Below are 14,062 nucleotides of genomic sequence, written 5' to 3' on the forward strand. Positions count from 1 at the left end.
AAGTGAACGGTTTTCTAAAACCTCTTTAAGAAAACCAATGGCGGGGAATTTACGGCAAGGCAGGAGGTGAAATGTTGCAGCTCGTTCACTGAGTATTCAGATCTGCGGCACTGCCCGGGGGTGCTTCGGTCCGACGGTGGCGTGCCCCACGTCCCTTCCTAGTTAGATTAGGCAATGCTAACCTTGCAAATATGTCAGTTGCCTATCCCGAGATGACGTCGCTCGCCAACGAGCTAACCTCGCGTGCGCTCGTGTGCACCCTCGACTGTCCCTTCGCTTCGACGATCGCCTTGAGCGATGTGCCGAAGGGAGTCACGGCGATCATCGCGGCGTATCGCGACTCGCACTCTGTTCTGTGCCGCCGCCTCTTTGACCTGGGCTTCCACCCGGGTCTCGAGGTCGAGCTCGTGCGCAAGGCGCCCATGCGTGACCCGCTCGTGTTCCGCGTTGCCGATTGCGAAATCGTCCTTCGAAAGCGCGACGCGGCACGCATCCTCGTGCACGTCGGGGATGAGCACGACACGAACACTGTCGAGAAGAAGGCAGCATGACCTGCCACGATGCGGCGCCGGAAGCGCCGCCAGAGAGCGGTGTGCGCCGTTTTGCGCTCGTGGGTAACCCGAATGCCGGTAAATCCACGGTGTTCAACGCCCTCACGGGCATGCGGGCGAAGGTCGCGAACTACCCGGGCGTCACGGTCAGCAGGTTCGTGGGTAGCGTCGAAGTGCAGGACGCTTCCGGCGCGCGAATTGATGCCCAGGTGGAGGACTTGCCGGGCACCTACTCGCTCGACCCCATCAGCCCCGATGAACAGGTTGTTCTCGAATCGCTCAGCGATGAAAGCCGCGCGGATGCGCTCATCGCGGTGCTTGACGCGACGAGTATGCGCCGCTCGCTCGGGCTCATCGCACAGCTTCAGCGCACGGGTCTGCCGATCCTTGTGGCGCTCACCCATGCCGACGAATTCCTCTCGCGCGGCGGCAGCGTGGACGTCGCGGCACTGTCGAAGGCGCTTGGCCACCGCGTTCTCGTCGTGACGGCCGGAAACCACCGAGAGCTCGACGCGCTGAAAGCCGAGCTTGCGTCGGAAGAGGACTGGCCAAGTCCTGCCGTTGCCGCTCCCACCAACCCGAAGGGCTCCGCTGCGTGGATCGTTTCGGTGCTCGAGGCCGCGCACTATCGCGCGCCCGGCACCCACGCCCGCACCCGCAAGCTCGATGCGGTGTTGCTGCATCCCGTGTGGGGCAGCCTCGTGTTCTTTGCGGCGATGTTTGCGCTGTTCCAGCTCATTTTTACGGTCGCTGCTCCCATTCAGGGCTGGATCGAAGAGGGCTTCGCGTTCCTCGGAGATGTCGCGCGCGAACACATTGGTATCGACTGGCTCGCGGGTCTCGTGGCCGATGGCGTGATCGGTGGCGTGGGCGGAGTGCTCACGTTCGTTCCTCAGATTTTCCTGCTGTTCTTCGCGCTCGCTATCCTCGAGGCGTCCGGCTACATGTCGCGAGCGGCGTTCCTCATGGATCGGGTCATGGCAGGCGCCGGCCTCGAGGGCCGGGCGTTCGTCGCGATGCTCTCGAGCCTCGCGTGTGCGATTCCCGGGATTATGGCGACGCGGTCGCTGCCGTCGGCCCGCGACCGGCTCGCGACGATGCTTACGATCCCTCTCATGACGTGCTCGGCACGCCTTCCCGTGTACACGATGTTGATTGCGATGCTGGTCCCGGCCGATGCCCGCCTCGGCGGAGTGATCGGCGCGCAGGGCGCGGCGCTCTTTGGGTTGTACGTGCTCGGGGCATGCTCTGCGATGGGCTCGGCGTGGGTGTTCTCGAAGATTTTTGGGCGCGGTCGGGCAAACCTCCCCTTCTACATGGAGATGCCTACCTACCGCATCCCAACGGTGCGCGAGCTCGTGACGAACACGTGGATTCCCGTGAAGGGCTTTCTCACGAAGGTGGGACGCATCATCCTCCTGCTCACACTCGTGTTGTGGGCGCTGCTCAACCTCCCGGCCGTGGGCGATGCGGAGCTCGCGGCCGCGGGCATCGACCAGTCCGATTCGGCGGCCGTGGCGACCTACCAGCTTGAGCATTCCTACGGTGCGGGCCTCGGCAAGGCCGTCCAGCCCGTGTTCGAGCCCCTTGGTTTCGATTGGCGCGTGAGCGTCGGTGTCGTGGCCTCGCTCGGCGCGCGCGAAGTGTTCGTTTCGACGCTCGGGCAGATCGCGAGTGCGTCCGATCCAGAAAACCCCGGCGATGCTCTCTCCTCTCTCACGTGGGGTCCCGGACCGCACGAAGGCCAGCTCCTCTTCACGCCAGGCACGATAGCCGCGCTCCTCGTGTTCTTCGTGTTCGCGCTGCAGTGCACTAGTACCATCGCGGCGTTGCGTCGCGAATCCGGTTCGTGGACATGGCCCGCCCTCGCCTTCTGCTACATGTTCGCGCTCGCGTGGGTGGGAGCGTTTATCGCGAAGCTCGCGGTGGGAGCGCTGTAGTGGGCGTGGGTTCCGACGGTTCCCCGGCAAGCGTCGGACCTCACGCTTTGCCCGACCACTCCCAGCGTGCCGTGCCAAGTCTTGGCCATGCCACCCCCGCTCCGACGAGCGTGACCGGGGCGGAGCGAGCGCTGAGGTGGAGCGTGCAGGGGGCGTCGTTGCCGCTTGGCTGGGAGCCGATTGCCGAGGCACTGCCGCAGCTTGAACGAATCGTGGCGGAGCCTCACGGACTCTGGGTGTGGCTGCGCGCGGGATATTCCTGGCGCAACGATGCCGAGGCTGTTCGCGAGGGTCTTGCGCTCATGATTGCCGAGGCGGCGCCCCACCTCGCGGAGTTTGAGTCTCAAATCGGGGTGGACAGGCGCGTCGAGGCCGTGCGTCTTGCCGCGACCGATGTGATTGACGGTGACCTCGCGCCCTACATCGCCTCGCACGGCGGAAAAGTGCACATCGTTGGTGTCGAGTGGGGCGATGCCGGGCCGGTGGTGAGTGTCGAGTTTGCGGGGGCGTGCAAGGGCTGCGAACTGTCCGAAGTGACGCTCCACCTGCGCATTGAGAAGGCGCTCGCGAAGCGCATCCCCGCGCTTGCTGAGGTGCGCGATGCGACCCCGCGCACGGCGCCGCGACTCTTCCAGGGACTTTTTCGCCGCCCGCCTGTGTCTTCTTCGTGAGGGTGTAGGTAGGTGCTTCATCCGCCCCTCGTTGCGGGCGGAACGCGCATGTCTTGACTGTTCTTTGAAAAAAAATTCACGTGGGCGTCACTTTTATTGCGGATGTTGGTCCCTCGCGTAGAGCACTGTAACTGCGTCCGATCACCAACCACATTGAAGGGATGCCTCCAATGGTGCTCCACCTCCCGCTCCTCATGAAGGATCACGTTCGCGGCAAGCGTTCCGCAGTGACCTGCGCACTCAAGTGCGACAACCAGTGCGCGAAGCCCGCATGCAATACGAGCAACAACTCCTACATCGGTGACATCGTCTCCGCCGCGATCAGCCGCCGCTCGCTCCTCGGCGGTGCTGCCGCAAGCGCCCTCGTGATCGCCGCCGGCGGTACGCAGGGCATGGGTCAGGCCGCCTTCGCTGCCGACCCGAGCGCCCCGAACCCCACGATCGGCTCGGCGCCCGAAGCGCCGAACGGCTCGAAGCTCCGCTTCACCCCCATCGCCCCCGTCAACAAGGATGTCGACGAATTCAACGTGCCCGAGGGCTACCGCTGGGAGCCCGTCATCAAGTGGGGCGACCCCCTCTTCGACGACTCGCCTGAGTTCGACTGGAACAACCAGACTCCCGAAGCCCAGGCGAAGCAGTTCGGGTACAACAACGACTACACGGAGATCCAGGAGATCCCCGGCTCGGATGGCCTGCGCGCCGTCATGTTCGTGAACCACGAGTACACGAACGCGAACATCATGTTCCCGGAGGACATGATGAAGGAAGACCAGGTCGCCATCACGATGGCTGCGCAGGGGCTCACCGTCGTGGAGCTCGAGCGCAAGGACCGCAAGTCGCCCTACACCTACGTGAAGGGTGGAAAGCTCAACCGCCGCTTCCTCCTCGACACGGAGTATGAACTCACCGGCCCCGCCGCGGGCTCCGAATTCGTGATAACGAAGGACGACCCCAAGGGCCGCACGATCCTCGGCACCTTCGCGAACTGCTCGGGTGGCCTCACCCCGTGGGGCACGCTCCTTTCGGGCGAAGAAAACTTCCACGGCTACTTCGTTGCCGATGAGAACATTCAGTCGAACGCCCGCCTCGGGCTCGGCTCGGGCGAGACCGTGTACGGCTTCGATATGATTGAGGACCGTTTCAACGCGACCAACCACGGCTACGAGAATGAGGTCAACCGCTTCGGTTACGTCATCGAGATCGACCCGTGGGATCCCACCTCGACCCCGAAGAAGCACTCGGCACTCGGCCGTTTCAAGCACGAGGGCGCGAACGTCATCATCGCCGAGGACGGCCGCGCAGTGGTGTACTCGGGTGACGATGAGCGCTTCGAGTACATGTACAAGTTCGTCTCGAAGGAGAAGTACGTCGAGGGCGATCGCAAGCACAACATGACTCTCCTGAGCGAGGGTGACCTTTACGTCGCGCGCTTCTACGGCAACTCGCCCAAGGAAGAAATCGACGGCAGCGGTGCCGTTCCTTCGGACGGTCAGTTCGACGGCACCGGCGAATGGGTCCCGCTGATCCTGGGCGGCGAGTCGCAGGTTGAGGGCATGACTGTCGAAGAGATCGCGGTCAACACCCGCACTGCTGCCGACAAGGTGGAGCCCACCAAGATGGACCGTCCCGAGGACGTCGAGCCCTCGCACCACTCGCGCAAGGTGTACGCGGCCCTCACGAACAACTCGAAGCGCGAGATCTTCCAGGTGGATGAAGTGAACCCGCGCCAGAAGAATCGCGACGGTCAGGTTCTCGAGCTCGACGAGCAGGGTGACCAGACGAGCACCGAGTTCGCGTGGAACCTTCTCCTCGTGGCCGGCGACCCGAACGGTGGCGACCAGACCTTCTACGGCAATGTCGACCCGAAGTCGGTCTCGCCGATCTCCTGCCCGGACAACCTCGCGTTCGACTCTGTGGGCAACCTCTGGATTTCGACCGACGGTGCCCCGAGCGGGATCGGCTACAACGATGGCCTGTTCCGCGTGACCCTCGAGGGAGACATGCGCGGCAACGTCGAGCAGTTCCTCTCTGTGCCTCGCGAGGCAGAGACGTGTGGCCCGATCGTTCGCGACGAGGACTACTCGGCATTCGTGTCGGTTCAGCACCCGGGTGAAGATGGCAAGTTCAGCGAGCAGCACTCCTTCTTCCCTGAGTACAACCAGACCGGCCCGCGCCCGACGGTCGTGCAGGTTCTGCCGATTTGGGATGAGGCTGAGGAGCCGAAGCCCGAGCCTAAGCCGGAAGAGCCCAAGCCCAAGCCCGAGCCGAAGCCGGAACAGCCGAAGCCGGAAGAGCCGAAGCCCGAGGAGCCCAAGCCCGAGGAGCCGTCGGCACAGCCTGCGCCCGGCAAGGACCCGAGCGACGCGGCTGTTCCGGTTGCGCCCGCTCCCAAGAAGCCGGAGAAGAAGCAGCCGAAGAAGCCGGTCAAGAAGGTTAAGAAGGATGCAGAAAACAACCGTGGTCCGCTTCCGCGCACCGGTTTCGAGGCCGCTCCGGTCGCCGCAGGCGCCGCGGCTTTGCTCGCCGCTGGCGGCATGATGGCTGCAAAGTCCGCCAAGGACGCTAAGCCTGCAACCGAGGCTGAAGGTGACGGCCAGGCCGACGCCTGAGCATGATCCGCTGAGCCCTAGGGCTTAAACGGGAGGGGTCTCGCGCTGCGGCGCGGGGCCCCTCCCTGGTTTTGCCTTAATTCCTGGGGGAGAAAAGCGACGCTACGACACCTGAAGGGGCTCTCTAGTCTGTTTGCTCCCCTCTCAAAGCCGTGGAACCGGCACTCCCTGCCCGGCAACGTGCTCATGACGAGAGCCAGCCGCGGTCGCGCGCCACGGTGAAGGCTTCGAAGCGGTTGGCCGCACCAACTTTTGCCATCGCGTTCGAGAGGTAGTTTCGGCAGGTTCCGGCCGCGAGGTGCGCTTCGGAGGCGATGTCGTCGATGGAAAGGCCCCGCCCCGCTAGTTCAAGTAGTTCCCGCTCGCGGACCGTGAGGGGGCTGTCGCCCTGGTTGATCGCGAGGGCCGCTGTTTCGGGGTCGAGGTAGCGCCGTCCGGCGTGGACGGTGCGGATGGCCGCGGCGAACTCTTTCGCGTCCGACGTTTTCGGGAGGAATCCCGCGATACCGCGTTCGAGCGCGCGCTTGAGGGCTGCGGGCCGTGCGTGGCTCGTCACGATAAGCACCTGCACACCGGGGTGTTTCTCGCGCACGCGATGCGCAGTTTCGATGCCGTCGATCCCGCCAAGCTGCAGGTCGCACACGAGAACGTCGGCGCCGCCGGTGTCTCGGGCCCACCACTCGAGTATCTCCTCGCCCGAGCCGCACACGGTGGCGATCTCGAAATCCTCTTCGAGCCCGAGCAGGGTCGCGAGGGAAGAGGCAACGAGGGTTTCATCGTCGGCGATGGCGATGCGGATCATGCGCTCTCCTCGGGTGTGTGGGTGGGGGCGGGTCTGACACTCGCCGGCCCCTCGTCGAAGCATAGCCGCACGGTGAAGTGCGGGGCGTCATGCTCGACGGTGATGCTTCCGCCCGCTACGGCCACGCGGCGGCGGAGCGACTCGAGACCCGAGAGTGGGCCGGGGCTTTCGAGCGCGCCGTCGTTCGTCATCGCCACGCTGTCCTCGGCAAGAGTGAGGCACGCACTCGTGGCGTGGGAGTGGCGGAGGGCGTTGGTGGTGGCTTCGCGGACGAACCAGGCGGCGTCTTCTCGACGGTTGTCGGGAACGTCGAGGGAGTCGCCGTCGACGCGGACGTTGATGTGTGAGGCGCCAAGGAGCGCACGGGCTTCGGCGATTTCGGTGGCGAGATTGATGCGCCGGTAGCCGTGGGCGACGGCGCGCATGTCGGCGGTGCTGTCCTTCACGAGTTCCTGGAGTTCGCGAAGTTCCTTCATGGCGTTTCTATCGCCACGTTCGACGAGGGCGGTCGCCACCTGTGTTTTGAGGCTGATCGCCGCGAGCCTCTGACCCATCGTGTCGTGAAGTTCTTGGGCGAAGCGGAGTCGTTCCGCGCTGACGTGGAGTTCGGCATCGAGCTGACGGGCGCGGTCAGCGTCGCGCAAAACGTCGAGGCCCCAGAAGGCGGAGAGGGTGGCGGTGAGGAAGATGAGGGGAATGCAGATTGACGTGAGGGCGGTGCTGGCGTCAATCCTGAGCTGCGTTGCGCACGTGAGAAGGGCAGCGACGGTGACGGCGATCCACTTGTGCCGCATCCACGGCGCGTGGGCGAGTGCAAAGAGCGCGGTGCACAGAATCGCGTAGACGCTTGCCCACGCCCCGATCGAAACGGGCGCGAGGACGGACACGAGGATGCACACGATCCAGCTCACGAGCACCAGAATGAAACTGACCCTCGCTCCACGCGCGCGTCCCCGTCTTTCAGGAAATAGTTCGAATGCGGGTTCGCGTAGGAGAGTGATGCTCACGAGGAGCGTGAGGGCGGCCGTGCCGACTGCCCACAGCAGAGGTGTGAGGCCCGCATGCTTCGAGGTTGTTGCCGTGATACTGGGGATGGCAAAGAGGAACCAAGTGAAAACTGCCGCAAGCGCGACGGACCACTTCGTGTAGAGCGCGTATTTCTCCATGCTGCGAACGCGCGCCGGTTCTGCGGTGTGATCGCCCGTGGCGGTGCTCATGCGGTGTCCTCTGTTCGTTGGCGGAAAAGGGGAAGCTGGCGGGGCCGAGAGAAGCCCCACCAGTGTCCCACGGGTCGTAGTCGGCGGTTTACCGGTTAGATTCCCACTTCATGACCCTCGGCACGAGCACGAGGAGCGCTACGGCCCACAGCGCGAGCATGAGCATGGGGGCGGTTGCCGCCGCGAGCGCCGCGCCGGATTCGAGCGGCTCGAACCCACCGGTGACCGTCGTTCCCGACCATGCCAGGTGTGCGAGGTCCCCCATGAGCGCGAAGGGTGTGCGGTCGATGATGCGCGTGACCTGTTCGGGCATGAGCGCGCGGAAGGTGCTTTGGGAGGCAATCGCGAGGATCATGACGGGCAGCGAGGTGATCTGGGCGGCTTCGGCGTTGATCGTGAAGGCACTTGTGAGGAATCCGAGTGCCGCACTCACGGCGATCCCGCCGAGGACAGCGACGATGAGAGGAACGACGTTGACTGGTGCGGGAGCACCGAGAACGATGAGGAGGATTGGGGCGAGCACCATCAACACGACGGCGAGGAGGGAGCTCGGGGCAGCAATCGCCACGAGAATATCCGAGTCCTTCGCCTCTCCGGTGCGCAGACGCTTGAGGACCTTCTCGTCACGCCGAGTGGTCGACATCGAGAGAACCGAGTAGTACACGACGAGAAGCATCGTCATAAGCACGGACGTTTCGAGAGCGAGCGAGGCGGCGAAGGCCTCGCCGCCGCCCGTGGAGCTGAGCACGAACATGGCGACCGTGAGGCCAAGGGGGAAGAGAAGCGCCATGAACAGGAGAGTGGGATTGCGCAAAAACTGCGTGAGCTCGGCGCGCGCGAGGGCAATCGTGCGGGAAAGGCGGCTCGAGCGGGGTGTGGAATGTGCTGTGGCTGTTGCCGTGGTCATGGGGTGTCCTTTCGGTGGAAGCTTTGGTGTCTGCTGCGCGCCCGTCAGTTCTGTTCGCCTGCCACGCGCATGAAGACGGTCTCGAGGGATGCGGGGGTCGCGGAGAAGTCGCGCAGGGCGAGGCGCTCACTTCGCGCCCACTGCAAGATGGCGAGCGAGTGCTCCTGAAGGTGATCGGTTCGCACTTCGTACGTGGAGCCGGAGCGAGTGACCTGGGCGCCGGCAAGGGCGGGAGGCTGAGGGGCGGTGGAGGCGCCGGCGGCGTCGGACCCGTCCCCGATGCCGAAGCGGATCACCGATGCTTCCGTGGAGACGATGTCTCGCAGGCTGCCTTCGAGGACGATTGCTCCTCGGTGCATGATCCCGATTCGATCGCAGAGGCGCTCGGCTTCCTCAAGGTAGTGGGTCGTGAGGATCATCGTGACCCCTTGCGTTTTGAGGTTCTCGAGGAGTCTCCATACGCGGCGGCGCGATTCGGGGTCGAGCCCGGTCGTGGGCTCGTCGAGGAAGAGGATCGAGGGCTGCCCAACGAGGGCGCAGGCGAGGTCGAGGCGGCGCTGTTCACCGCCGGAGAGCGAGCCGACCTTGACCTTCGCGCGGTGCGTGAGGTCGACAGCGTCGAGGGCCCGCTCTGGGGGCATCGGCCGCGAGCACGTTCCTGCCCACATGCGAATCGTTTCAGCGACGGTCAGTTGGGTGGGCAGGCCGCCGGATTGGAGCATGGTTCCCGTGTGGGGGCGAACGTTCGCGCGGTCCTTCGTGGGGTCCATGCCGAGGACCGATACGCTCCCGCTTGTGGCGGGTGCGAGGCCTTCGAGGATTTCGAGAGTTGACGTTTTGCCTGCGCCGTTCGTGCCGAGGAGGCCGTAGACCTCGCCTTCGGTGACGTGAAAGGAAATGCCGTCCACCGCGGTGAAGGCTTTCTTTTTCTTTGCGCCCGCGTATGTGCGGGTCAGGTTCGAGACGGTGATGGGGGTGTGTGCCGTGTTCATGTCTCCACTCTTCGCGATCGCTCGCGAACCCAGTAGTGGAAAACGTCAGGAGCTTCGCTGGGTTTTGTCACGCGTGCGAATGACAGATGTCAACAGGCACCCTGCGGCGGTGTTCACATTTCGCCACGGAGCTTCATGCCTCTTGCCTCGCTCGCTATCCTTGTGGGGGTATCAGTGCAGGTGAACAGAGGGAGGGTGCGCGGTGAAACCGCTCGTTCTGCAATCGGATTTCGGGTACGTCGATGGCGCCGTGAGCGCAATGTACGGCGTCGCCACGGGCGTGCACCCCGAATTGCGCATCCACGATGTCACGCACAACATTCCTCCCTATGACATTTGGGAGGGTTCCTACCGCCTCGCGCAGGTCGTGTCGTATTGGCCCGAAGGCACGGTGTTCGTTTCGGTCGTGGATCCGGGTGTTGGCTCGGATCGCTTGAGCGTGGTGGCGCGTACGTCGACCGGCCACTACGTCGTGACCCCGAACAACGGCACCCTCACTCACATCGAGAAGCTTTTCGGGATCGAGGAGCTGCGCGAGATCGACGAGCATTTCAATCGGCGCGAAGGTTCGGCGCATTCCTACACGTTCCACGGGCGCGACATTTACGCGTTTACCGGTGCGCGGCTCGCGAGCGGAACGATCACGTACGAGCAGGTCGGTCCGAGCCGCGAGGTGAGTGAGGTCGTGACTCTCCCGGTGCTTGCGCCGAAGATCGAGGGCAACGCACTCACGGGCACGATCGACGCGCACGATAACCGTTACGGCTCGCTGTGGACGTCCATCCCGCGCACCTTTTTTGAAGAGGCCGGTATTTGCCACGGCGATTACGTGCGCCTCACGATCACCCATAACGGGCAAACCGTTCACGCGACGAGCCTCGTGTATGCGCCGAGCTTCGCGCACGTCGAGGTTGGCGAATCGCTCATCTACGTGAATTCCCTTGATCGCGTGGCTGTCGCGATCAATCGTGGCTCGTACGCGAATGCCTTCCACCTCGGGCGCGGCAACAGCTGGCACGTCGCGTTCGAGAAGGTCGAAAAGTAAAGGATCCCCTCATGTCTACCCCTGAAACCCCTACGTCGAGTGCACCGCTTCCCGTGACCCGTAAGGTCTCTCCCGTGACGCAGGTCGTCGCCATCGGTATCGGTGCCGCCCTCTTTTTTGTCCTGAGCCGCTTCGTCGCGATTCCCGTCCCCGTGCCGAATCAATCGATCACGTTCCAGTACGCTCTCCTTGCGGTTCTCGCGGTCCTGTATGGCCCGTACGTTGCGGGCATCGCCGGTTTCGTGGGGCATATTCTCGCGGACGCAACCGGCTACGGCATTTGGCTTTCGTGGGAGATTCCGACGGCTGTATTCGGCCTCATCGTGGGCTTCTTCATGCTTCGTAACCGCGTAAACGAGGGGGAGTTCCCGCGCCGGGATCTCGTGCGCTTCAACCTCGCGGTCATCGTGGGTCACTTCGTTGCATGGGGCGTTCTCGCGTGGATTCTCGACGTGACGCTCATGGGCGAACCGTTCGATAAGGTCATCGTGCAGGGCCTCGTGGCCTTCGTGACGAATGCGATTCTCACCTGCGTGTTTGGCTCGATCATCCTCGCGCTGTACGCGAAGACGCGCACCCGCTCGGGCTCGCTCGAGGTGGGCGCTTAAGCGTTCCGCATGGCTCTTCCCTCCCATTCGCCCGAGGCGAACCGTGCCGCTCACGCCATCGTGTTCGATGACGTGAGCGTGCATTACCGCACCCAAAAACTTCCCTCGGTCGAGAACGTGAGCTTCACGATCGGCTGGGGGGAGAAGGTCGCGATCGTGGGGCCGAGTGGCTCGGGAAAGTCGACCCTGCTGCACGTAATGAACGGCCTCGTGCCGCATCGCTTCGAGGCACGCGTGAGTGGCAGCGTGAGGGTCGGTGGCGTGGATCCGGTGCGTGCGCCGCTCGTGCGCACCGCCGGTGAGGCCGGCACGGTTCTCCAGGATTCAAACGCGCAGTTCGTCGCCCTCACGGTCGCGGAGGACATCGCCTTTTCGCTCGAGAACCAGGAGGTTGCCTCGGGCAACATGCCGAGCATCGTCGAGCGGGTCGCAAAACGCGTGGGCCTCACCGAGCTTCTCGAACACTCGCCGCACGAACTGAGTGGCGGGCAAAAGCAGCGCGTCGCCGTCGCGGGCGTGCTCGTGGACGACGTGCCGATTCTCCTGTTCGACGAGCCGCTCGCGAACCTTGACCCGGCGACGGGTCGCGCGATGATCGAACTGGCTGACGACCTCAATCGGGAGAGCGGTGCGAGTGTCGTCATCATCGAGCATCGGCTCGAAGAAGTACTGCACAGGGGGGTCGATCGGATCCTCATGATGGCCGGCGGCCGCCTCGTTGCCGATACAACTCCGGATGAGCTCGTGACCTCCGGTCTCCTCACCGAGCACGGCATTCGCCGCCCGCTGCACCTCACGGCCCTCAACTATGCGGGGATCGAACCGTCAGCGTCCGCGCACCCCGCTCGGCTCGAGACCCTTCGCTTGAGCGAGAGCGAATGCGCACGGGTGCGAGAGTGGGGGCGTGAGCAGTGGTCCGCGAGGTTCGGCTCGGTTTCGGCTCAGGAAGTGCCGGGGGAGGGGTCCGACGCCACCGCGGCCATCAGCGTGCGCAATCTTCACGTGGTGCACGGCCACGATCAAGACCACGAGGGCGTGCACGCGCTGCGGGGAATCGACCTCGAGGTGCGGCGCGGGGAGATGCTCGCGATCCTCGGCAACAACGGCGCGGGAAAATCGACGCTCGCGAGCGCGATCACGGGTTTTGCGAAGCCGAACGCGGGCACCGTCGAGGTGCTCGGCGACGATGTTCTGAACCTGAGTATCGCCGAGATCGGCACGCGCGTGGGCTTCGTGCTTCAAGAACCGGGCCACATGATTTCGAAGCCGCTCATTTTCGACGAGGTCGCGCTCGGCCCACGCGCCCACGGCCTCGACGAGGATGAGGTGCGCCGGCGCGTGGAATCTGCCCTCGAGACGTGCGGGCTCGCCCCGTTCAAGTCGTGGCCTGTGAGCGCCCTCAGTCACGGCCAAAAGAAGCGCGTGACGATCGCGGCGGCGCTCGCCCTCGAGCCCGAAATCCTCATTCTCGATGAGCCGACCGCTGGCCAGGATTTTCGGCACTACACGGAGTTCATGGAGTTCATCCGCGGCCTCAACCGTGCGGGCACGACGATCCTGCTCATCACACACGACATGCACCTTGCCCTCGAGTATGTGCCGCGCGCCGTCGTCCTGAGCGAAGGGGAGATCATCGCGGATTCTTCGCCCGCGCGAATCCTCGTCGACGATGACGTGACGAGGCGCGCGAACCTCGTGCGCACAAGCCTCGACGCGCTCGCGGCAACCGTCGGACTTCCCGTTTCCACCGGTGACGGCGGCACCCAAGAGTTTGGCCGCAGCGAGTTTGTCGAGGCTGTGATCGCGGTTGATCGCGACAGGCGGGAGGTGGGTGATGCCCGCTAAGTCCGTTCTCGGGTACGTCGATCGGCCGGGGCTCCTGCACCGAGTCTCGGGGCTTTCAAAGCTTATGCTCGCCGTCGCGAGCGTCGTGGGTGCGCTCGTGGGATTCGATGCGCGTTACCTTGCGGCGATGCTCGCGCTCAACGTCGTGCTGTGGGTTCTCAGTCGCGTGAAGCTGCGCGACCTCGCCGTTGTGCTCGTGATCATCGCCGGTCTCATGCTGCTCAACAACGTGTTCATTTTTCTGTTCGCGCCCGGCTACGGAACCGAACTGTATGGCACACGCACCGTGCTTCTCGATGGACCGTGGCACTGGGACATCACGAGTGAGCAGCTTTTTTATCAGCTCGTTGTGACCCTCAAGTACTTCGCGGTGCTTCCACCCGTGCTTTTGTTCATCGCGACGACGCGCCCGCCAGAGTTTGCGCAGTCGCTGAGCCGCATCGGCGTTCCCTACAAGATCGCCTACTCCGTCTCGATCGCTCTTCGATACATCCCCGATATTCAGCGTGATTTCGTGACGATCTCGAAGGCGCATCAGGCGCGTGGCCTCGAGACCTCGTCGAAAGCGGGGATCGTGACGCGCGCGCGGAACATCGTGGGCGTGATCATCCCTCTTCTTCTCGGCGCCTTCGACCGCATCGAGGAAGTCGCGAGCGCTATGGAGCTGCGCGGTTTTGGGCGCGGCAAGCGGCGCACGTGGTACGGCAAGAAGCCCCTGACGTGGCGAGACTGGCTCATCATGGCCCTCTCCTTCGCCGTGCTCGCGGTGCCGATCGTGCTCGCGATCGTCAATGGCGGAAGGTTCTGGAACCCCTTCGCCTAAGAAACGACGTCAAAAACCTTGCAGTGGCGTCAAAAAGACGCCATACTTGGGT

Annotated in this window: 12 protein-coding genes; 8 read left to right on the forward strand and 4 right to left on the reverse strand. The window is 64.1% G+C overall.

The features are described 5' to 3' along the window. The first annotated feature begins 191 nt into the window (after positions 1-191). The 4 genes from HMPREF3157_RS05005 to HMPREF3157_RS05020 all read left to right on the forward strand — a co-directional run bounded on the left by HMPREF3157_RS05005 (position 192) and on the right by HMPREF3157_RS05020 (position 5,771). A complete protein-coding gene (locus HMPREF3157_RS05005) occupies positions 192-551 on the forward strand; it encodes a FeoA family protein (protein WP_201771309.1) in 360 nt (119 codons plus the stop codon). Beyond that, entirely contained in the window at positions 548-2,491 is a 1,944-nt protein-coding gene (locus HMPREF3157_RS05010) for a ferrous iron transporter B (RefSeq protein ID WP_070435704.1), read from the forward strand. Before HMPREF3157_RS05005 ends, HMPREF3157_RS05010 begins: the two co-directional genes overlap by 4 nt. Positions 2,492-2,634: 143 nt before the next feature. Then, positions 2,635-3,162, forward strand: a complete 528-nt coding sequence (locus tag HMPREF3157_RS05015; protein ID WP_168161692.1) for a NifU family protein — start codon at positions 2,635-2,637, stop codon at positions 3,160-3,162. Between the two features lie 170 nt (positions 3,163-3,332). Then, entirely contained in the window at positions 3,333-5,771 is a 2,439-nt protein-coding gene (locus tag HMPREF3157_RS05020) for a PhoX family protein (RefSeq protein ID WP_070435706.1), read from the forward strand. Between the two features lie 184 nt (positions 5,772-5,955). Here HMPREF3157_RS05020 and HMPREF3157_RS05025 read toward each other — a convergent pair whose 3' ends face one another. The 4 genes from HMPREF3157_RS05025 to HMPREF3157_RS05040 form a co-directional block, all read right to left on the reverse strand. Further along, positions 5,956-6,573 carry a response regulator transcription factor gene (locus tag HMPREF3157_RS05025; protein WP_016663451.1) on the reverse strand — a complete coding sequence of 206 codons (618 nt, stop codon included), beginning with the start codon at positions 6,571-6,573 and terminating at the stop codon, positions 5,956-5,958. Next, positions 6,570-7,790 (reverse strand): sensor histidine kinase, encoded by a 1,221-nt coding sequence (locus HMPREF3157_RS05030; RefSeq protein ID WP_070435707.1) that lies wholly within the window; start codon positions 7,788-7,790, stop codon positions 6,570-6,572. Before HMPREF3157_RS05030 ends, HMPREF3157_RS05025 begins: the two co-directional genes overlap by 4 nt. 88 nt (positions 7,791-7,878) lie before the next feature. Beyond that, complete coding sequence (locus HMPREF3157_RS05035; RefSeq protein WP_070435708.1) at positions 7,879-8,697, reverse strand: ABC transporter permease; 819 nt, start codon at positions 8,695-8,697, stop codon at positions 7,879-7,881. Between the two features lie 44 nt (positions 8,698-8,741). Next, on the reverse strand, positions 8,742-9,689 hold the full coding sequence (locus tag HMPREF3157_RS05040) for an ABC transporter ATP-binding protein (RefSeq protein ID WP_070435709.1): 948 nt from the start codon (positions 9,687-9,689) through the stop codon (positions 8,742-8,744). Positions 9,690-9,891: 202 nt separating this feature from the next. Here HMPREF3157_RS05040 and HMPREF3157_RS05045 point away from each other — a divergent pair, with 202 nt between their 5' ends. Genes HMPREF3157_RS05045 through HMPREF3157_RS05060 form a run of 4 tightly spaced genes read left to right on the forward strand, consistent with a single transcriptional unit; the run spans position 9,892 to position 14,010 of the window. Further along, the gene (locus tag HMPREF3157_RS05045) at positions 9,892-10,734 is read left to right on the forward strand and encodes an SAM hydrolase/SAM-dependent halogenase family protein (protein ID WP_070435710.1); all 843 of its coding nucleotides are present in this window, start codon (positions 9,892-9,894) and stop codon (positions 10,732-10,734) included. Between the two features lie 11 nt (positions 10,735-10,745). Further along, positions 10,746-11,342, forward strand: coding sequence for an ECF-type riboflavin transporter substrate-binding protein (locus HMPREF3157_RS05050; protein WP_070435711.1), 597 nt, complete (start codon positions 10,746-10,748; stop codon positions 11,340-11,342). Positions 11,343-11,351: 9 nt separating this feature from the next. Beyond that, positions 11,352-13,187: an ABC transporter ATP-binding protein gene (locus HMPREF3157_RS05055; protein WP_070435712.1), complete on the forward strand. Its 1,836-nt coding sequence runs from the start codon at positions 11,352-11,354 to the stop codon at positions 13,185-13,187. Continuing rightward, positions 13,177-14,010, forward strand: a complete 834-nt coding sequence (locus HMPREF3157_RS05060; protein ID WP_070435713.1) for an energy-coupling factor transporter transmembrane component T family protein — start codon at positions 13,177-13,179, stop codon at positions 14,008-14,010. The genes HMPREF3157_RS05055 and HMPREF3157_RS05060 overlap by 11 nt, the downstream gene beginning before the upstream one ends. The last annotated feature ends 52 nt before the right edge of the window (positions 14,011-14,062 follow it).

It is taken from the genome of Dermabacter sp. HMSC06F07 (genome assembly GCF_001807345.1).
Taxonomy (GTDB): Bacteria; Actinomycetota; Actinomycetes; order Actinomycetales; family Dermabacteraceae; genus Dermabacter; species Dermabacter hominis.